General features: G+C 34.1%; 17 protein-coding genes. 5 read left to right on the top strand and 12 right to left on the bottom strand.

All coding sequences use genetic code 11. The annotated features are described in order from the left end of the window. Window positions 1-5 precede the first annotated feature (5 nt). The 3 genes from IPK14_23350 to IPK14_23340 all read left to right on the top strand — a co-directional run bounded on the left by IPK14_23350 (window position 6) and on the right by IPK14_23340 (window position 3594). A complete protein-coding gene (locus tag IPK14_23350) occupies window positions 6-452 on the top strand; it encodes a response regulator (protein MBK7996207.1) in 447 nt (148 codons plus the stop codon). Window positions 453-471: 19 nt separating this feature from the next. Continuing rightward, window positions 472-2373, top strand: coding sequence for a response regulator (locus IPK14_23345; protein ID MBK7996206.1), 1902 nt, complete (start codon window positions 472-474; stop codon window positions 2371-2373). A gap of 111 nt (window positions 2374-2484) precedes the next feature. After that, on the top strand, window positions 2485-3594 hold the full coding sequence (locus IPK14_23340; protein MBK7996205.1) for a PDZ domain-containing protein: 1110 nt from the start codon (window positions 2485-2487) through the stop codon (window positions 3592-3594). 87 nt (window positions 3595-3681) lie between these two features. Here IPK14_23340 and IPK14_23335 read toward each other — a convergent pair whose 3' ends face one another. From IPK14_23335 to tsaB, 8 genes are all read right to left on the bottom strand, one after another. Then, window positions 3682-4833, bottom strand: a complete 1152-nt coding sequence (locus IPK14_23335) for a restriction endonuclease (GenBank protein ID MBK7996204.1) — start codon at window positions 4831-4833, stop codon at window positions 3682-3684. Next, a complete protein-coding gene (gene yhdJ, locus IPK14_23330) occupies window positions 4826-5701 on the bottom strand; it encodes an adenine-specific DNA-methyltransferase (GenBank protein MBK7996203.1) in 876 nt (291 codons plus the stop codon). Before yhdJ ends, IPK14_23335 begins: the two co-directional genes overlap by 8 nt. A gap of 99 nt (window positions 5702-5800) precedes the next feature. Continuing rightward, window positions 5801-6787, bottom strand: coding sequence for an acetyl-CoA carboxylase carboxyltransferase subunit alpha (locus tag IPK14_23325; protein ID MBK7996202.1), 987 nt, complete (start codon window positions 6785-6787; stop codon window positions 5801-5803). Between the two features lie 71 nt (window positions 6788-6858). Continuing rightward, window positions 6859-7797, bottom strand: a complete 939-nt coding sequence (locus IPK14_23320; protein ID MBK7996201.1) for a methionyl-tRNA formyltransferase — start codon at window positions 7795-7797, stop codon at window positions 6859-6861. 8 nt (window positions 7798-7805) lie between these two features. Then, window positions 7806-8318, bottom strand: a complete 513-nt coding sequence (gene def, locus IPK14_23315; GenBank protein MBK7996200.1) for a peptide deformylase — start codon at window positions 8316-8318, stop codon at window positions 7806-7808. A gap of 35 nt (window positions 8319-8353) precedes the next feature. Further along, complete coding sequence (gene aroC, locus IPK14_23310) at window positions 8354-9529, bottom strand: chorismate synthase (protein MBK7996199.1); 1176 nt, start codon at window positions 9527-9529, stop codon at window positions 8354-8356. A gap of 20 nt (window positions 9530-9549) precedes the next feature. Continuing rightward, a complete protein-coding gene (gene rimI / locus IPK14_23305) occupies window positions 9550-10047 on the bottom strand; it encodes a ribosomal protein S18-alanine N-acetyltransferase (GenBank protein MBK7996198.1) in 498 nt (165 codons plus the stop codon). A 13-nt stretch (window positions 10048-10060) separates the two neighbouring features. Beyond that, on the bottom strand, window positions 10061-10888 hold the full coding sequence (gene tsaB, locus IPK14_23300; protein ID MBK7996197.1) for a tRNA (adenosine(37)-N6)-threonylcarbamoyltransferase complex dimerization subunit type 1 TsaB: 828 nt from the start codon (window positions 10886-10888) through the stop codon (window positions 10061-10063). Between the two features lie 644 nt (window positions 10889-11532). On the opposite strand from tsaB, the gene IPK14_23295 reads away from it, so the two are divergent. Both IPK14_23295 and IPK14_23290 read left to right on the top strand, forming a co-directional pair. Next, window positions 11533-14511 carry a TonB-dependent receptor gene (locus IPK14_23295; protein MBK7996196.1) on the top strand — a complete coding sequence of 993 codons (2979 nt, stop codon included), beginning with the start codon at window positions 11533-11535 and terminating at the stop codon, window positions 14509-14511. A 43-nt stretch (window positions 14512-14554) separates the two neighbouring features. Next, window positions 14555-17494, top strand: a complete 2940-nt coding sequence (locus tag IPK14_23290; GenBank protein ID MBK7996195.1) for a serine/threonine protein kinase — start codon at window positions 14555-14557, stop codon at window positions 17492-17494. Window positions 17495-17509: 15 nt separating this feature from the next. Here IPK14_23290 and IPK14_23285 read toward each other — a convergent pair whose 3' ends face one another. The 4 genes from IPK14_23285 to IPK14_23270 all read right to left on the bottom strand — a co-directional run bounded on the left by IPK14_23285 (window position 17510) and on the right by IPK14_23270 (window position 21355). Next, window positions 17510-18379: a hypothetical protein gene (locus IPK14_23285; GenBank protein ID MBK7996194.1), complete on the bottom strand. Its 870-nt coding sequence runs from the start codon at window positions 18377-18379 to the stop codon at window positions 17510-17512. A 12-nt stretch (window positions 18380-18391) separates the two neighbouring features. Further along, a complete protein-coding gene (locus IPK14_23280; protein MBK7996193.1) occupies window positions 18392-18958 on the bottom strand; it encodes a sigma-70 family RNA polymerase sigma factor in 567 nt (188 codons plus the stop codon). Between the two features lie 129 nt (window positions 18959-19087). Next, window positions 19088-20023 (bottom strand): DUF1906 domain-containing protein, encoded by a 936-nt coding sequence (locus IPK14_23275; protein MBK7996192.1) that lies wholly within the window; start codon window positions 20021-20023, stop codon window positions 19088-19090. 324 nt (window positions 20024-20347) lie between these two features. Beyond that, window positions 20348-21355 (bottom strand): hypothetical protein, encoded by a 1008-nt coding sequence (locus IPK14_23270; GenBank protein MBK7996191.1) that lies wholly within the window; start codon window positions 21353-21355, stop codon window positions 20348-20350. Between the last annotated feature and the right edge of the window lie 10 nt (window positions 21356-21365).

Raw genomic sequence — 21365 nt, 5'->3', positions numbered from 1 at the left:
AATTTATGGCAAAAGTACATAAAATTTTACTGGCAGAAGATAACCCTAATGATGTTGAACTATCATTAGAAGCATTAGGTGAACATAATTTAGCAAATGAAGTTATAGTTGTGCGAGATGGCTCAGAAGCATTAGACTATCTTTACTGCCAAGGAAGCTTTAGCAACAGAACAAATGGAAACCCCGCAGTAATTCTCCTAGATATAAAAATGCCAAAAGTTAATGGGTTAGAAGTTCTAAAACAAATTCGGGATGATGAAAAATTAAAAACAATCCCTGTTGTTATGTTAACTTCTTCAAGAGAAGAAAAAGACTTAGTTATTAGTTATAATTTAGGAGCAAATGCTTATGTGGTAAAGCCTGTAGACTTTCAACAATTTATTACTGCTGTTAAAGAAATTGGTTTATTTTGGGCTGTAATTAATGAACCTCCTCCAAGTAAAATTGTATAAGTTATTAATATAAAACTATATGGAAACAAAAATTAAAATACTACACCTAGAAGATAACCCTAATGATGCAGAATTAGTTAAAGAGATACTAGATTCTGAAGGCGTAAAGTTTGAAATCCTACAGGTTAGCAATCGGGAATCATATGTTAAAGCTGTTCAAACACAAAAGTTTGATCTGATTTTTTCAGATTATTCTATACCTTCATTTAGTGGAGCAAAAGCTTTAGAAATAGCAAAAGAAAAAACCCCTGATACCCCATTTATTTATATTTCTGGGACAATTGGAGAAGATGCAGCAATAGAAGGTTTTAAGAATGGTGCAACTGATTATGTACTTAAAAACCGGCTTTCAAAACTTATTCCTTCTGTCTTTCGTGCCTTACGGGAAAAACAAGAGCGTACTCAACGTAAAATGGCAGAAGTAGAAATTCATAGGCAAGCAACTTTAATTAATATTGTTCCTGATGCAATTCAAGAACTAGATTTAGAAGGTAATATTTTGTTTTGGAGTAAGGGATCAGAACGTCTTTATGGGTGGACGGCTGAAGAAACCCTTGGTAGAAATATTAAAGATATAACTTTTAAGAAAGAGCCTTCCCTTTTTTCTACCACTACTAAAAATGTTCTTGAAAAAGGAGAATGGTTTGGGGAATTAAAACAAGTTAATAAAGTTAATAGAGAAATTATTGTAGAAAGTCGTCAAGCTTTAATTAAAGGTGAACCTAGTTTCTTACAAACATTACTAGTAGTTAATACAGATATTACAGAGAAAAAAAAGTTAGAAGCACAATTTTTACGGGCCCAAAGAATGGAATGTATTGGAGCTTTAGCAAGTGGTATTGCTCATGACTTAAATAATGTTCTTGCTCCAATAATGATGTTTATCCAAATATTAAAAAAACGTCTTCCAGATGAGAGAAGCCAAAAACTACTTAATATGTTGGAAGATAGTTCTCAAAGAGGTGCTGATTTAGTTAAACAGGTACTTTCTTTTGGACGTGGGCTAGAAAGTCAAAGAATAGCAATACAAATTAGCCATTTAGTCTCAGAAGTTGAGAAAGTTATTAGAGAAACTTTCCCTAAAAATATCAACCCATTAATTAGTATAAAAAAAGATATTTGGAGTGTTTTAGCTGATACTACACAAATTCACCAGGTTTTAATGAATCTCTGTGTTAATGCTCGCGATGCTATGCCTAATGGAGGTACTCTATCTATTAGTATAGATAATTTATTTATTGATGAAAATTATGCTCAAATTAGCGAGGAAGCAAAAGTTGGCCCACATGTTGTTATAGAAATTGCTGACACTGGCGAAGGTATGTCAATTGAAACAATGTCAAAAATATATGAACCATTTTTTACCACCAAAGAAATAGGTAAAGGAACAGGTTTAGGTCTGCCTACAGTAATAAGTATAGTTAAAGCTCACGATGGATTTATTACGCTAGAGAGTAAAATTAAATATGGAACTAAGTTTAAGATCCATTTACCTGCATCAGAAGTAAAAGAAGTCTCAGTTGCAGAAAAAGAGCCTTATGATTTATTTGCTGGTCAAGGAGAAATGATATTAGTTGTTGATGATGAAATTTCTGTTAGAGAAATCACCAAAGCTACTTTAGAAGCCAGCAATTATGAGGTTTTAACTGCAAATGATGGAACAGAAGCCATTGCAAATTATTTACAAGAAAAAGAAAGAATCTCTTTAGTAATTACAGATAATATTATGCCTTTTATGGATGGACTTACTACAATAAAAGCTCTAAGAAAAATAGATCCCACTATTAAAGTAATTCTTGCTAGTGGTGTTAGTACAATAAATGTAGTAAATGATGAAGCTTATAATATCAATGGAGTGCTACAAAAACCTTATACTACAGAAAAATTACTAAAACTTGTTAAAGAGGTACTAAGCCAATAAACTTTGATAAAACAAAATATCTCCAAAGCTTTTGGAACTTTTAAGCATAGTTTTGCGTGAAAGTCCAATAAACCCCAGCAAAATATATAAACAAATGGTAAGGAGATATATATGTTTAAGTCCACAAAACTAGGACTAACCTTAGCACTTTCTTTAATACTTGGATTACAAACTGCAACAACAGCACAAACTGATAAGAAAAAAGAAGAATTAGACAACTCTAGATCAAAAATAACAATGGTATTTGGAGGCAAACGCTTAGGAATTATTGCTGGCCGTTTATCTAAAGAACGCGCTCAAGAACTAAACCTTGGTGAAAAACGTGCTGTTTTAGTTAAAGAGGTACTAAAAGATAGCGCAGCAGATCGCGCTGGACTAAAAGCTGGAGATGTAATTGTAGAACTTGATGGTAAAGCTATTGAATCTTATCAAGACCTGCGAAGAAAATTACAAGAAGTAGAATTTGGTAAATCTACATCTTTACGTATTATTCGAGGTAGTAATTCTCAACTGTTAAGTTTTACTTTAGATAAATCCTTAGAAAAAGACTTTTATGCTTTCTCATATGGTCGAGGTGAAGAACATAGAAAAGCTCTTGAAAAAGCAGGGGAAGTTCGCAAAAAAGCTTTAGAACAGTCCCACGAAGCCATAGAAAAATACAAAAAAGAATTTGAAAAAGCCCGTGCAGAAGGTAAAACTGACAAATTCTTTTTTGCTTTTGGGCGTGGTCGTTTAGGTGTTAGCGTTCAAGAACTCACTGATCAATTAGGCAAATATTTTGGAGTAGAAAAAGAGCAAGGAGTTTTAGTTTCTAATGTTTCAGAAAATAGCCCAGCATCTAAAGCAGGTCTTCAAGCAGGTGATGTAATTGTTGAAATTAATGGAAATGTAATTAGAAATAGTCGTGATTTACGTAAAGAAGTAAGTAAGATTGAGTCTGGAGAAGCACGATTAATAGTTATACGTAATCGACAAAAGATAGAATTGAGAGCCAATTTAGAAGCTAGACCTGAACCAGGAGAAAATTTTAATTTCTATTTTCCTGCTGAACCACAAGCTTTAGTAGAGTTGGAAGATTTTGCTATTCCACCTATTCCACCTATTCCACCTATTCCACCTATTGAATTAAAAGAACTAAAAGATTTACCTGAGATCCACATCCCTGATTTTAATTTTGACTTTGACGAAAACTTTGTTGGAGATCTTGATATTTATCTTTAAGCTTAACTCGCTAATTTTTCAGAAATTCAGCAGGCGTAGCAAATATGCGTCTGCTGAAACTTGGCAAGACTTTTCTATTTTGACCTTTTAGACTTCCTCATTGTAATTAAATTCGAGTTTGCTTTGAACCACGATTTCGTTCATTACTTTTTCAATTTTTCCACTTTTCACAATTTCCATAAAAATACTGACCAAGCTTTGAATGTTAATTATTTCTTCAATAGCCTGCATATAAGATTCTACTACAGACTCGATCTTGTATTTTGCCATTGCTTGAATTTTAATTTGTTCACAAATTTTATTAGTTGTTTCATCTGATTTAATAACAAAAGTGATAGGAAACTTTTGCACTTTGTCAATGTCCAAAAAATATTTGCTTACATCTGTTGTTTCAGTGACTTGGAAAAACCTACCTATGGGCTTCATAACAAAATCTATCCCCCCATCATTAGCATTTGTCCTTCCTGTTTTATATAAAGTTAATGCTTTTTCAACAACTGTCTCTTTTTCATTTCCAATCCAAATTGTTTGTTGTTCATACATAGCTTTAAGTACAGCATAACTAACAATTTCAAAAATTCTTGCATCTACATCTGGGTTTAATTGCTCTACAATAAACTCCATTGCCTTATCAGCTTTTTCTTCTCCAAAATCTACTATTTTTTTACATACTTCAAGAAAGTTTTCAAATGCAGCTTTTTTTGTGGCTATATAAGATTCAATTATGTTAATAACCGCTTTTGCTATGTTGTAAGTAAAGTCTTCACCATCTTTTTTTCTAATTTTTACTTTTAGCAAATCTTCTTGAATCCAATATCTTTGTTTTTCAACATCACGAACTATAGGTTGTTTGCCCAGTGTAGGATAAAATTTCTTAAATTCATCATTTAAGCGGGCATTTAGAGCATGGTTTTGTAGCTTTCTACCAAAAGGTAATTCTCTTTGTCTACGAAATAAATCAGAGAATTTTGCCCCTTCATATTTTGAGTATGAAAGTTTTGTTTTTTCATAAAAAAAGCCATTATTTATATAATCTTCAATCACAACATATAAAGCATAATGATTTGCAAAAGCTCCTCGCGCTTTTGAGCCTCGATTTGCAGCTTTTGTTTTATTGTTTAAATATCCAAGTAAAGGGCTTGCCTCAAATACATCTTTAGCATAATCCCCAAAATGCACTTCAAGAATACCAAGAATAACAGATGTAAATGTGTGATTAGTAATTTCAAATTTATACATCAAAAAGGCTGTCTTGTTTTAGTTCTATAGAAAGGTTACTACTTTTTCTTATAAAATTTTTTTCTAAAGGTTTCAGTTCTTCCCCATTAAAATGGCTAGAAATACTAAGTCTTCGTAATCCAATCTTAAAATATTCAGATTGCAACTCAATGCCAATGGATTTACGATCAAATCTTTGTGCAACAGCACAAGTTGTAAAAGTCCCTGCAAATGGATCAAGTACAATATCTTTTGGGTTACTGCTAGCCTTAATAATTCTCTCTAAAAGAGCTTCTGGTTTTTGGCTTGGATGATTTTCATATTCTAACATTCGGTATCGTACTCTAGGTATATACCATGTATTGCCTGGTACCTTAGTAGTTTTATATTGGGTAGGTATTTCTTTTCTATAATCAATAAGCTTGCGTGTGGCGCCTGTTTTTGCTTCAACCTCTATATCTGTAGCATTAAAAGTATAGTTTTTGGGATCTTTTACACAAAAAAGAATTGGCTCATACAATGAACCAAAGTGTTTTTTTGCTTGAACCCCTGAACTATCATAATGCCAAACAATGCGTGAAAGAATCGTTAATCTTTCGCGCAACCATAAATCAATATATGGCATTGCTTGTGTGCTAGTCATTACGTAAAGACTACCATTAGGTTTTAACTTTTTAATGCAAAGTTCTAACCATTTGTAACACCATTCAGCATAATGTTTATCAGACGGCCAACTATCAATAAAATCACCAAAAATTTTTCCGATGTTGTAAGGAGGATCAGCAAAGATAAGGTCTATAGACTCGTTTTTTAGATCTCCAAGACAATCAAAACAGTCTCCATTGTAAATAGCAACTGTTTCTTTTACTTGTTTTATAAACTTATCCATATCTTTCCAGTGTGCTTTTAGCATAATCAACCAACTATTTTACTTTTTGGTATTGTGCTAAAAGTCAAACAAAAGGACTCAACAATATAGGTTTAAAACTTATAAAAATCTTTCTTCAAAAGCACCCATAGAGCGGAATTTTTCATAACGACGCTCTAGCATTTCTGTGATAGGTAGTTCACGAATACTTGCTAAAGCAATAGCAAGACGCTCTTTTAATATATTTGCCATTGTTTCATAGTCTTTATGTGCGCCGCCTTTAGGTTCAGGAATTATTTCATCTATAATACCTAAAGCTTTTAGATCCTGTGCTGTTATCTTCATACTTTCAGCCGCTTTATCTGCTTTAGCTGAGTCTTTCCATAAAATTGCAGCACAACCTTCTGGAGAAATTACAGAATAAACAGCATTTTCTAAAATATAAACTATATCACCAACACCTATAGCTAATGCCCCTCCAGAACCACCTTCCCCAGTGACAGTAATGATTATTGGAACACGAATTCTAGCCATTTCAATTAAATTTCTTGCTATAGCTTCGGCTTGTCCTCGTTCTTCTGCTTCAATGCCTGGATAAGCACCTGGTGTGTCAATAAAACAAAAAATTGGACGGTTAAACTTTTCAGCTAACTTCATCACCCGCAAGGCTTTACGATAACCTTCTGGTTTTGGCATACCAAAATTACGCATCTTGCGATCTTCGGTTTTACGACTTTTAAGATTTGCTTTTTGGTGTCCAATAATCATCACTGGTTCACCTAAAAATTGAGCAAATCCACATACCAACGCTGAATCGTCTGCATAACGTCGGTCGCCATGAATTTCTTGAAAGTTTTCAAAAACCAAATGAGCAAAGTCTAAAGTGTAGGGCCTATCCTGATGTCGAGCATTTCGCACTCTATCCATAGGGCTAAGGCGTGAATGGATTTTTTGTTGTAGCTCATCAATCCTAGAGCGTAAAACATCAATTTCTGCTTTTAGTTCTGTAGATAAATTCTGCTCAGAACGGTTTTTTAGCAATTCATTAATTTGTTGCTCTAGTTTTTGTAGTTCTTTTTCTAAGCTTAAAGTTTCTGTATCGTTCATTAGCTCGACAGACATAGGCGTTTTTACTCCTGCTAGGAGTTGGGGATTTGATTCAAAGACTAACATATTATTTATCCGTCAAGTGATTCATCTACTTGTAAGGGAATCCCATTAAGAAAGTCTCTTACTTGTAAGCGTTTACGTCCTTCTAGTTGAAGTTCTAATATTGTTAATGCAGTGGATTGATTGCAAGCTATCACTATACCATTTTTATCGGCTTGAACAATCGTTCCTGGCTGATTATTGCCAGATAAAACTGCATTTTTAACCTTAGCTTGCCAAATAATTAACCTAGTACCTTTTAAGAGTGTGTAAGCACCGGGCCAGGGCTGAAAGCCTCTTACACGTAAAGCCACCTCTTGAGCAGTCATTTCTTGCCAATTAATTTTTCCATCTTCCCGCTTAAGAATGGGCGCAAAGGTAGCCTTTTCATGATCTTGTTTTTGAGGAGTAATTGAAAGCAACTTGTCTAAAGTTTGCGAAAGTAGTTCAGCACCTAAAAAACTTAACCGTTTACCTAATTCTTCAGCCGTTTCTAAATCAGAAATTTCTGTTGCTTGTTGAAGTAAAATATCTCCAGCATCAAGTTCTGGAACTAACTGCATTGTGGTGATTCCTGTTTGCTTTTCTCCATTAACAATTGCCCAATTAATAGGTGCTGCACCTCGATAAGCTGGAAGTAATGAGAAATGAACATTAATAAAACCATATTTAGGAATTTTTAGTATCCATTCAGGAATAATCCTCCCATAAGCTACAATAATTGCAACGTCTGGGGCTAGGGAATCAAAAAGTTGTTGAAACTCTGGAGTGCGAACTTTGGTTGGTTGGTAAACTGTTAGTTGATGGGCTAAAGCCGCCTGTTTAACAGGTGGTGGATGAAGTTTATTACCACGTCCAGCCGGTTTATCTGGTTGAGTAAAAACAGCTAATACTTCATGTCCATCTGCAATAATACGTTCAAAGGAAGGGACAGCCCATTCAGGTGTCCCTAAAAATACTATTTTCATAGAGTTGGTTATTTCCAATCTCCTAACTTGATGCGTTTTTTGATCTTACGCATTACTAATTCTCTTTTTAATGGCCCAAGATATTGAATAAATAATTCGCCATTTAAGTGATCATTTTCATGTGCAATACATCTAGCAGTTAAATCCATTGCATCAATGGTAAACTCTTTGCCTGTAGCATCAAAAGCACGTGCTACAAGTCTTTTTGGTCGAGTAACTTCAAAGTAAATATTAGGAAAACTTAAACAACCTTCGTCACCTGTTTGTTTTCCTTCTGTTTGAACAATTTCTGGATTAATTAATACTAGCTTTTCTTCTGGGTTTTTCCCTCCAGAACAATCCATTACAAATAAGCGTTTTGAAACTCCAATTTGAGGTGCTGCTAGTCCAACACCTGGAGCAGCATACATGGTTTCAAACATGTTTTTGACTAATTCTTGTAACTCTTCATTAAATTCTGTTACTGGTGCAGCCTTTTTAGTTAAGACTAACTCACCATATTTAACAATTGGTAAAATCATAAATCCATCCCTACCACTATTTGCTTAATTTGAAGCTAATAAGTTGATAACAGTTTTCTATAATTAAAAAAATTCTGCTGCATTTCTGTTAATGAATCACCTGCAAATTTCCTACGCATTGCATCAGCTAGTATAATAGCTACCGCAGCTTCACCAATTACACCAGCAGCCGGAACAGCCGTAATGTCTGAACGCTCAAAAGCCGCCACTGAAAGCTCTTTTGTGTCAATGTCTACGCTTTGTAGTGCTTTACGTAAGGTTGAAATTGGTTTTAGATAACCTCTAATTCTAATTTCTTCCCCGTTAGACATTCCACCTTCAAGACCGCCTGCACGGTTAGTTAGCCGTGTAAACTGGCTTCTCTCTTTATTATAGCCGATTTCGTCGTGAAATTTCGAGCCAGCCAAACGCGCTGATTCTGTCCCAAAGCCTATTTCCACGGCCTTAACAGCCTGTATTGACATTATAGATTGTGCAAGTTGTCCGTCCATGCGCAAATCCCATTGAGTATGTGAACCTAAGCCTACAGGAATATTACTAGCAATTACCTCAAAGATTCCGCCTAATGTATCTCCTGCTTCGCGGGCTTTATCAATATGTTGTTTCATTACTTCGGTAATTTCTTTATCTACACATCTTAAATCTGTATCTTGCTGAATTTTAGCAATTTCTTCCCAACTAGCTAAGATAGGAACTTCAGGAATACCACCTAGCATAATTACATGGCTAATAACTTCTATATCAAAAGCTTTTAGTAAAAGTTTAGCAAATGCTCCTACAGCAACTCTTGCTGCGGTTTCTCGTGCGCTAGAACGTTCTAAAATATCTCTTAGGTCATGCGTTTGATATTTTTGTCCACCTACAAGATCAGCATGTCCAGGTCTAGGGCGTTTTACTTTACGAGTGCGTTTTTCTTCTGCAATTTCAACTTTTTCAACCGACATTACATCTTGCCAGTTACTAAAGTCTTTATTTTCTATCATTAACGCAATAGGTGAACCTAAGCTTAACCCATGACGAACACCAGACATTATTTCTACTTTATCTGACTCAATCTTCATTCTATGGCCTCGGCCATAACCTTGTTGCCGTCGCCAGAGTTGGTTATTAATAAAATCAATATCTATAGGCAAGCCTGCTGGTAAGCCTTCTATTACAGCAATTAAAGCTTTGCCATGAGATTCACCCGCTGTAGTAAAACGAAATATCATAAAATTAAAGTAAGAAAAAGTTAGTAATATAAAAACTGCATAACTAAAGCATCTTCAATAGGGTTAGTGTAGTAGTCTCGTCGTCGGCCAATTATTTGAAAATTCATCCTATTATAGAGTTCTTGAGCAGCAACATTACCACTACGTACTTCTAACAAACAGCGACGCGCTCCATAAATACGGCTTTCTTTAATGGCGGCCTCCATAAGAGTAGTACCTATTTTTAGACGGCGAAAAGTAGGATGAGTAGCAACATTATTGATATGTAGTTCGTCAAAAACCACTCGTGAAGCTATAAAACCTAAAACTTTACGATAGATATTTACAGGTGTGATTCCGCGAGCAGTACGCATTATTGACGTAGGGTTGCCAAATAATTCTTGCCGATAAGCTTCATATCCCCAACGACTTAACTTAGTAGTTTCTTCTATTTCAACTATACAACTAAGATCAGCTTCTAGCATTTGTGTAATTTCATACTTAACCAAAGATAAATTTTCAGATAGCGCGACAGACATAAACCTTACTTCTTTAAGATAAATTTGATTTCTTTTTTCCAATTAAGCCTAATTGTAGCTTAACTTCTGCCTCTGCTGGCCGCACATAATAAGCAGATAGTTCATCAGCAGAAATTGTTTCTCCTAGAGCAAATTTTTCTTGTGCATAAAGTGCAGCTTCTAGGGCAAGAAAATTAATTGGCCTATGTAATATCCATCCTAAATTATTAGCTGTCAAGAGTTTTGCTTGATGAATTTGAAGAGAATTTTTGCTAGCATAGTCTAATAACACTTCTTTATGTAAATTCACCCCATCACCTACAAAAATCATCCTAGGTAAATTTTCTTCTTGTTGATATTCATAAAATACAGACAAGATTTTTTCTACTTTTCCAATCAGAAGGTCACAAAGTTCTTTTACCTGTCCATTTTCATCAACATTAAATAGCTGCGCAAAGACTTCACTGCGATGAGCATCAAGTAAAACCGCGCTACAATTAGTAGTTCCAGCTATTCTAGCTAGTACTTCAGTAGATTTTAGAGCAATAACTGGACAACCCAAAGCATGAGCAAAACCTTTAATAGTAGCTATACCAACGCGAAGCCCTGTAAAGCTTCCTGGCCCGACTATTACAGCAAAAGCAGCAATATCTTTAATGCTTAAACCTGCACGAGCTAGTAAATAATCTATTTCGCTAAGTAAGTTACTAGAGCGACGTTCATTTCCACTAATTCCCATTTGAGCTAGAAGGTTATCACCATAGCCAATAGCTAAACTAGCCCGAGGGCTAGAAGTATCTAAAGTTAAAATTAAGTTTTGAGGTTTTTCTGTCATAGTTTTTAAGTCAGATAGTGTAGCCATGATTTATCTAATTGCCAAGTTTGTTAGGATAAATTGTAACCATAACTATAACTTACTACAGCGTAAACTAAGTAATCTGAAATTTTTATTTCTTAAAGCCCCAACGGGGCGAAAGATATGTAGCCTAAGGCTTCAACCCTAGGTATAATAATCAGGCATTCCCAAAAGCCCCAACGGGGCGGGCATAGTTTTTTAATGTTAAGAAAAGACTATGCCCGCCCCTTCAGGGCTTGAAGAGACTTAATTATTATTTCCTAGGGTTTATGCCCTAGGCTACAGTTATGTCGCCCCGTTGGGGCTTAAGATTAAAATATCAGTAAATTTAGTTTACAGAGTACTTAAACAAAAACTATATCTAACCTTATAATCAAAAGAAATATTAAAAGGTAAAAAAACTAAAGGTTGTCAAAAGAAATACCTAACCTTTATCCTACACAGTGGCTTTTGGTAAAAGCAATAAAAGCACATACTAAATACAGCATAACATAAATAATACCATTAGTTAGCTTACTTAAATTTTATAAACAATCTTGGCTTGAAATATAATCTTTTTAAAATATAATCTTCCTAAAGAATTATCTCTAAAATATCTAATTTTGCCCCATCCAAAAATCTCATAAATCCAGAGTTTAAGAGGGTTCGCTATGCGTAAAAGTCTATATATATTACTTTCGCTATTTATCACTAGTTATTTTGCTGTTGCAACCTATGCCCAAGGTTCAACAACAGGAGCAATTACAGGTTCAGTGGTTGATGCTCAAGGCTCAGTTTTAGCAGGAGCAACCATTACAGCTAAGCAAATCAGCACAAATGCAGAAAGAACGGCTCAAGTACAAGAAGATGGTAGCTATAGTTTTATACAACTTCCACCAGGTGATTACCTTATAACTGTAGCAATTGAAGGATTTAAACCAACAACCCAAAGTTTTAACTTGCTTATAGGAACAACTCTAGTAAGTCGTTTTGTACTATTGCCAGCAGGAACAGAAGAAGTAATTGAAGTTAAGGCTTCTGCTATGTTAAATGAAACTCGTACAGAGAGCAGTACTAATATTGACACTCAAAGAATATCTTCTCTACCGATAAACCAGCGAAATTTTTTAGATTTTTCCCTTACATCTTCACGTGTAACGGCTGATAGAGTGCCAACACAAGGCGTAGCAGCTAATTCTGGGCTTTCTTTTAATGGACAACCTGCACGAAATAACAATATTACTATTGATGGCTTGGACAATAATGAAAGTGCTTCAGGGGCCGTTAGATCAACATTTAGCCAGGAAGCTATACAGGAATTTCAAATTCTAGCAGATAGCTTTTCTGCTGAATTTGGCCGGGCATCTTCAGGAATTGTAAATATTGTTACTAAAAGTGGTACTAATGACACTCATGGATCAGTATTTTTCTTTAATCGTAATGATGGCCTAAATACTCGTGATGTTTTTACTAGCTTTAAGCCTAATTTTGACCAATACCAATTTGGGGCAACTTTAGGCGGAGCAATCAAAAAAGATAAAGTTTTTTATTTTACTTCTTTTGAACGTTTATCACTTAAGCAAAATAATTTTGTTACTATTTCTAATCAAACCGTAAGATCTGCAAACAATATAGGTTTACCATTGCAAAATGGGCCAATTCCTTTTTCCATAGGCAATACATCATTACTGGCAAGACTTGACGTTCGTTTATCAGACACAGATTCCTTAAAAGTCCGTTATACAGGAGGATTTATTTATAATGGTGCATTGGAGCCGTTTGGCGGCCTTATAGGACAAACTAATTCAGGTGTACAAAAATTAGATGATAATTCGGTTGCTGTTAGCAACACATATATAAATACTGGGCTAAATTTAGTAAATGAAACAAAATTTCTTTTTAATAAGCGTAACCAAGATGTTATAGCAACGGATGTTGGGCCTCAAGTGCGTTTAGTTGCAACTGAAGGAGAGGCTATTTTTGGTCGTGGGACATTTTTAACACAAAACCGTGAAGCACCTCTTTATCAAATTGCTAATATAACTTCTATTGCTAAGGGAAGAAATCAAATAAAATTTGGAGTAGATTATATATACTTAAAATTTAATCCAGAAACTTCTAATGTGCCTATTGTGCCAGGTGGATTTGCACAATTTAATCCTATTGATTTGCGCTTTTTGGGTGGGCCTACATTTTCTGGGTTAGAGGCTTTTGATCCTTCACTCAGAAGCCCACAACAAAGGGCATTTTTACAAGTTTTTGCTGCTGGACTATCGTTACAAGGGTTTCCACTTTTGCCTTTAGATAGATTGTCTTTACCTGTTGCTTATGTTCAAGGCTTTGGTGATAGCCGTTCAGGTGGAACTAGTAAGTTTTTCTCAACATTTTTTCAAAATGATATAAAAATTACTTCCTCATTTTTACTAAAGATGGGAATTCGTTATGATCTTAACCGTGTAACGCTACAAAGTAGAAATAATGGAAATTTTAGCCCTAGATTTGCTTTTTCTTACCGACCAGCAAAATTATCAAATGTTAATATACATGGTGCTTATGGGATATTTTTTGGTGTTCCTTTTCTTGGGCCATCTATCCCAGTTAATAGTACAACATCCCAAAAATTTAACATTGCTATAGCTGTTTTTCCTTTTTCCATAATTCCTTTTGCACTACCTGGGCATAAATTCCCTGATGGTGACAAAGTACCAGATGCAATAAATTTTGGGCCACAATTTACCCAAGTGCTTACATTACAACCAAATCAACGTGCTAGCTATTCACAACAAGCTAACTTTGGAGTGGATTACTTCTTTAATGATCAAACTTCTTTGTCCTTACAATATACTTATGTACGTGGCTTAAAGGTATTTTCAGCACGTAATGTTAACCCTATTGTTCGGCCAATCCCTAATGATCCATTTAATAGCTTTTTAACTGGACGTGTTGACCCAACTAAGGGAGATAATTTTGAGTTTGAAAACGCTTTTGATAGTTATTTTAATGGCTTTACTGTAACTTTTAACCAAAAGCTAAAAAATAGACTCAACTTATTAGCAAGTTATACATTTTCCAAATCTATTGATAATTTTATAGATTTTCGTATTGAGTCAGGATTACTTGAGCTAGTAAATTCTTTTAAGTTAAGAGACGAACGTAGTCTCTCATTACAAGATACTCGTAGCCGTTTTGTTCTTTCTGGAACAGTAGATCTTAGTTATGGTCAAAATAGATTTTTAAAAGGAATGCAGCTATCAACAATTATTACACTTAATACGGGTCGCCCATATAATTTGCTTGCAGGTGTAGACCTAAATGGAAGTGGTGATAATCCTCCAGGGGATCGACCCTTTATGAATGGTGTTAGCATAGGTCGTAATTTAGGCATAACTCCTGGATTTGCAAATGTAGATGTTAGGCTAACTCGAAAATTCAACCTCAAGGAAAAATACCAAATAGAAGGTATTTTTGAAGCCTTTAATCTTTTTAACCGAGTTAACATAAGCGATTTTGCTCGCACTTTTCCACCTGACACACAAGGTAATTTTAATTTACCACCACAAAGAGATGGTAGATTTACTGTCACCCCAGATCGTTTTCGTGGAGCATTTGCGTCCAGACAATTGCAACTTGGATTTCGCTTTACTTTTTGACAAAATGTAAAAATATTGGGCTATAAGTCTATTTGCTAAGAATATGTTAAGCGAAAAAATGCTTGATGCTCAAAATCGATATAACAAACTTACAGAAGTTTTTTTAGCTGCGCTAGATTGTTCAAGTGCAGAACGCCCTGATTTTTTGTCTCAAGTTTGTGCAAATGATACTGAGTTATTAAAAGAAGTAGAGTTACTAATAAAAAATAATTCTCCTGCTAAAGCATTTTTAGAAAAACCTATAGCCAAACTTGATTTAGCAACACTTACTGAAAGCCCAGAAAAAAAAGAAGCTAAAGAAGCTAAAAAGCTAAAAGATTTTATAGGTCAAAAAGTAGATAAATACATAATCAAAAGCAAAATAGGCGAAGGAGGAATGGGAGTTGTCTTTGAAGCTATACGAAGTGATGCACCAGATAGCAAGAGCGTAGCAATTAAAATACTCTCAACCAATATTTTAACTATTCAAGAGCGTTTTAATATGGAATACCAAATAATGGCTAATTTGGAGCATCCATTTATTGCACGCTTATTAGATAATGGTAAAACTAATGATAATTTACCTTATTTAGTAATGGAACTTGTTGATGGTCAAGCAATTGACCAATATTGTCAAAATCAAAAATTAAATGTTATAGAACGCTTAAAACTTTTCCTTAAAGTTTGTGAAGCCGTCGAATATGCACATCTACATTTAGTCGTGCATCGTGACTTAAAACCTAGCAACATTTTAGTAACAAGCAATGCAACACCAAAACTACTAGATTTTGGTATTGCTAAAATTATTAAACATAATGATATAAATGTTGATGTTACTAAAACAGGTTCTAGGCTTATGACTCCTGCCTATGCTAGTCCAGAGCAAATTTTAGGCAAGCCAACTACAGTTTCAGTTGATATATATGCCTTAGGTATATTGCTATATAAGCTACTTACCAATAATTTACCTTATCAAATTAAAGATAATTCCTTTAAGGCAATTGAAAAAGTAATTTGTGAGCAAATCCCATTAAAACCTAGCATTGCAGTTACAGAAAATAAAAAATTAAGCAAAAAAGAAGAGCAACAGCTAGTTAAAACCTTAATGGGTGATTTAGATAATATTTTGCTAATGGCTTTAAGAAAAGAATCTGAGCGACGTTATAAGTCCGTTTCAGAATTTGCTCAAGATATCCAACGCTACTTAAACGGTTTTCCTGTTATTGCTCGTAAAGATACTTTTAAGTATCGTGCTAGTAAATTTATTGGGCGTAATTTTAGATATTTAGTCACTAGCATTTTAATTATTTTTTTAATTTTTGCTGGAATAACAACAACTCTTTGGCAAGCAAAAAAAGCACAACAAGAAAAAATTAAAGCTGAGGCTCAAGGCCAGTTATTAAAAGCTCAAAGTGAATTAGCTAGTCAGCGAGCAAAAGATATTCGTAGTTTAAGTAATGCTCTAATGTTTAAGTATAATGATGAGCTAGAAAAACTACCTGGAGCTACTGCACTGCGCCAGCAAATGATTAGCGAAGCATTAAATTATTTAGATGGGCTTAACAGTTTACAAAACACAGATTTAGAGCTACAAAGAGAGTTAGCCCTAGCTTACCAACGAGTAGGAGATATTCAAGGCCGCCCCTTTAGAATTAATTTAGGTAATACCTCAGCAGCATTAATTAGTTATCAGAAATCATTAAAAATTTTTGAAGATTTAGCCCAAATTGCCCCTAATAATCCTCAACTAGAAATAGATTTGTCAAACTCTTTAGAAAGGGTTGGAGAAGCTTTAGATAGGACAGGTGATATTAATATGGCAATGAAATATTTTCAAAAAGCTTTAGCTATTCGGGAAAAAATTGTCCGTAAAAATATAGGTAATTTAGAGTATCTTTATTCTTTAGCTAGTTGTTATACAAAAATTGGAGATAATTTAGCTACTCGCGGAGATTTTGTTAATGCTATGGTGCTTTATTGTAAAACATTATCAATTCGCACCAATCTAGTAAAACAAGAACCTGATAATCAAAAATATCATCGCGGACTAGCTACTATTCACGCCAGATTTATTCTAATTTATCAAAATATTTATGATTTAATTAATAAAAGAATAGGCCAAATAAATGTCAGTAAAAAGTTATTAGAAAAATGTTTATATTATAATCAGTTAATTACAGAAACAGCTAAAAAGTCCTTAGAAAATGAGCCTGAAAACCCGTTTTTACAAAGTGAATTAGCAGGATGCTATTTACAAAATTCTTCCATTTTATTGCAAATAGGGGATTTAGATGATATTTCTTTATTAGAAGAAGCTATTTCTATATTTGAAAAATTAGCAAAAAGTGATTCTGAAAATAAACAATATTTATTTTTACAAGCTAATGCTTATCGGATAATGGCTGATATAAAGCTAGAGAAACAACTTTTTGATCATTCAATAACATTTTGTCAACAAGCTAAAAATATTTATCAAGAACTATTTACAAATGATCCAAATAATAGTAACTACCAAAGTTACTTAGCTTATACACATAAATTATTAGCCCTTAACTATGTAGCTACAGATAAAAATAATGATGCTAAAGAACATCTAATAACATCTTTTGATTTATACCAAAAACTAGTTGATAAAAGCCCAGATAATATTTATTTCCAAACAAATTTCTTAGACACTTTTAACCAATTAACAAAGTTTTTAGTTAGTAATAAAGACATTGCAGAAGCAACTCTTATTACACAACATATTTTACAAAAATATCAATTAACAATAACAAATAAACAAATCTCTAATTTAGAATTAACTAATTTAACCTGGCTATTAATTAAATGCGAGCCTGCTGCTTTACGTAATAAGGCTTTAGCTAGTCAGTATTTTCAAGAATTAGCAAAAAATAACTTAGATCTAATCTCGCTTCTAAATTCTGTTGTTATTAATGACAATCCAAAAGAAAAAGAATTAGTAGAAAATTTAGTTCTAAACCTATTAGATTGTACAAACTAACTCTTTTGGTTATTTTTAAGGGCGCTTGCCTGATGTTACTAATGGTGAACAATAAACATTGTCAGTTTCTTCCATACTGCCAGATATTATTGGATAAATACCTGATTCCCTAATTGGAGTAGGTTCAGTAGCTCCACTAGGGGTATACCAAATAATATCGTCATAGTAGAAACTTAATGGATCTGCTTCACCAAAACAGCTTTCTATTTCTATCAATGTATAGACATTAGAAAGAAAGTCTGTTGAATATAATATTTTTTTCTTATCTGTATAAACTATTGATTGTGTAGGGGATACAAATTCAACTAGAAAAGCAATATTGCTTCCTACATTACCAAAATTTAAGGGTTTGGTGGCTTCTTCACTAGAAAATTTTACATTTATTAAACCTTGCGTAGTGGCTAAATTATAAGTGGAAAATACGCCTCTAGCTTGAAATTCAATTTTATAAGGTATTTTTTCCCAATTAATAAAAAGATCTCCATTAAAGCCTAAACTAGGTGTTTTATACAAAGTAGAAAAATTAGGAAAATAACGAAAACTTGCTAATCGAGATTTAACAGACTCCCCAGGATCATTTTTTAATGTATCGTTTTTTGTAGGTAAGCCTTTATTTTCATCAGCAAAACCAGCAAATGCTGTTAATGCCAAAGGTGTTTCAGATATTAATTTACCATCTAAACTATATCTACTAGCTTTTATTTTTGGCAATGACAAAGGTGTAGTTGGTGGAGAAACTAACCCTAATGTCACATCATAGCCCAAAATAGGGTTTCCAGTAATATTTAACAAACACCCACCGCCGCTAACTTTAATAATTACTCCATTAAATGGAACAATATTTTCAACCGTTTCAACACTTTCAACATCAACAAGACTAAACATAAAGCATACCCCTTATTTTGTTAATTCTTGGTAAAGCCAAGTTTTTGCCATCAACCAACTACGATCAACTGTACGTGAAGAAACTCCCACTACAGTAGCAATTTCATCTATTGTCATACCGCCAAAAAATCGCATTTCTACAATTTGGCTATGTGTTGGGTTAAGTTTTGCTAAATAAATTAAAGCGTCGTCTAGCTTTATTAGGTCAAAATCCTCTTCTGCTGGTTTATCAAAGCTTTCATCAAAAACTAGTCTAGTCATTTGACCACCATGTTTGTCAGCCTTGCGACTGCGAGCATAATCTACCAAAATATGTCGCATTATTTGTGCAGCAACAGCTAAAAAATGCGCTCGACTTTCCCAATTAATATCTTGTTCTTTGACTAGCCTTAAAAAAGATTCATGGACTAAGGCTGTAGGCTGTAAAGTGTGATCTTTACGCTCGTTTTTTAGATACCTACTAGCTAGCTTACGCAAATCATCGTAGAGTACAAGCATTATTGATTCTAATGCTGTCTTGTCTCCATCACTCCAACGTTTTAATAATTGAGTTACTTCCCCAGGTAAAGGCGCAGACATAACTATTCCTAAATCAATCGTGTGTAGTCGTAGAATTTAACTTATCAACTAGAGAAAAGCAACTACAGTTATACAATTATGTAGATAATAGTAAATTTTATTTAATTAATTTTTGATTAAAGATTATGATTATGTAACATTATGCTTATTTGGATCTGCTGCAATATCAATTCTTTGGCAGTCTAATGAGTATTCCAAATAGATATAAAATGAGATTAACCAAGTTATTCCCAGCAGTGCAATTATAATTATTACAGCACTAACAACAGGTTCAGCTTTGATAAATGCTCCAACAGTAGCAACAATGCTGCCAACAACACCTGTTTGAGTTAGCAGTAAGCGGTTTAGCGTACCTGTAGAAGCATTTAAGAAACCTGTATTTGTTATTGGAATTTGATTTGGTTGATTGGTAGGTAAATTGTTGGTTAGTTGAGCAGGTTGTAAAGTAAATTGTCCAAAATTGCTTTGTGATTCGTTGCTATCCCATGCTGTTTTATCTAGTCCACATAAAGAAGTAGTGGCAAGGGATTGTTTAATATTCCAATTACTATAAGTTTTTGAATTTAACCAACCTGTAGAGCAGGAAAGCCAGGAAAATTCAACAAAACTTAAGTTTTTACGCAGATAATCACAAGTGGCACCTGAACCATAAACCCCAATTTTATAAATTGGTTTAGCATTAGCTGAGTCTTTAAGCCCATCATATACACCATTAAAATATTGTATGATTGGGCCTTCTATGTCTGCCATTGTAGCGTCATAGTCAACAGCAAAATAAATGGCTGAATCTCTAGGTTGATTTATATCTTGTGCATAAGCATAAGCACTTTTCCCATCACTTTTGCCACGATCACTAGAGAAATAATCTTTGCTAGTTGGGCTATCTTCATAGACTGTCACTAAATAAAGCCCTGCTTGGCTTAGGGCTTGTGCTTCGGCTAAAGTCAGATGTTTATCAGCATTTTTAGTAGTACGACTATAATAACGAGCAACAAAATCTATCCCACTCTGCTTTAAGCAACTGGCTAAATCTGTACAATTTCTATTAGTATCCAGACCTTTCATAAAATTTCCATAAAGCAAAGTAATTACAGCGTAAACTAAGAAATGTTATATTTTTGAATCTTAAGCCCCAACGGGGCGATAGATATATAGCTTAGGGCGTAAGCCCTAGGTATAGTGATCATACATAATTAAAGTCGCGTAGCGACGACATAATAAATCTAACAAATACAATAGGTTAATTATGTCGTCACATTCGTGACTCTATTGCCCCGCATTATCATACGTAGGGTTGAAACCCTACGCTACAAATATGTCGCCCCGCTGGGGCTTTAGATAAAAATATCAGAGTATTTAAGTTACACTGTATTAAATAAAAATAATTTTTTACTTAACACTATTTTTTGTTGGGCTAGCAGTTGCTTGCATTCGCTTAGAATCCAAAACATGTTCAGTATAAATATAGAAAGAAATTAGCCAAATTAAACAAACTAAGGCTGTTCCTATGACTATTTCGCTAATAACAGGCTCTGATTTAATAAAAGCTGCAACACTCATTGAAATACTACTGAGACATCCAATTAGCATTGCTCCAAATCTCTTTATTGTAGTAATAGAAGCTGGCAGAACCTCTTTTGCTTTATCAACATAAGCGGCTATTGGTGAACTAAAAGCAGCTTGTGTAGCTGGAATCTGGGCAGTTGGTTGCACTACTAGTTTAGGAACAGAAGATTTTGTATTTTCTGAAGCATCTTCAATATATTCTGGGGGAATTTCTGGCAATGCTTCTTCTGCAATAGAATTTTGTAAAATTAACTCAAAGTAACCGGCCCAAAGTGTTGTATTTTCTACACCCGGAGCGTTTTCCTCTTTTAGCTCACCTGGATTAATTACATTGCGAGCATTTTTATAATCGCGTTTACTTCCATCAACCGTAACATAATCTGAAAGTTTGCGACCTGTAAACCAACCTTCTAAACATCCTCTTACCATTATCTGATAGGCATATTTAGGGTCTGCTGCTAAAAATGGGCTATCTTCAAAATTAACGCCTGGCAAATTAAGCTTTTCTGTAGCCGTTTTATAATTAGCTCGCCCTGTTAATTGAACATAGCCACGTCCGCGATAGCGTTGTGCATCACCGGTTTGAGTATTGCCTATTTTATTTTGATATTTTGAAAAATATTTCTCGCTACCCTGTTCATCTAAATACTTAAATTGTCCTGTTTCCCACATTGCTGTAGCCAACATATAAGCTAATTGATAGACACCATCAATATTTTTATCCTGTGATGCAAGGTTAAGAATAAATGGTAAATGATAAAGTTCATCATCTGTTGGATTTGAAAAATATTTTTTATATTGTGTCCAAAAACTATTTATATCAAATTGCATACTGCTCCTT

This window comes from Blastocatellia bacterium (genome assembly GCA_016713405.1).
Taxonomy (GTDB): Bacteria; Acidobacteriota; Blastocatellia; order Chloracidobacteriales; family JADJPF01; genus JADJPF01.
This window is presented reverse-complemented; position numbering and strand designations above follow the sequence as displayed.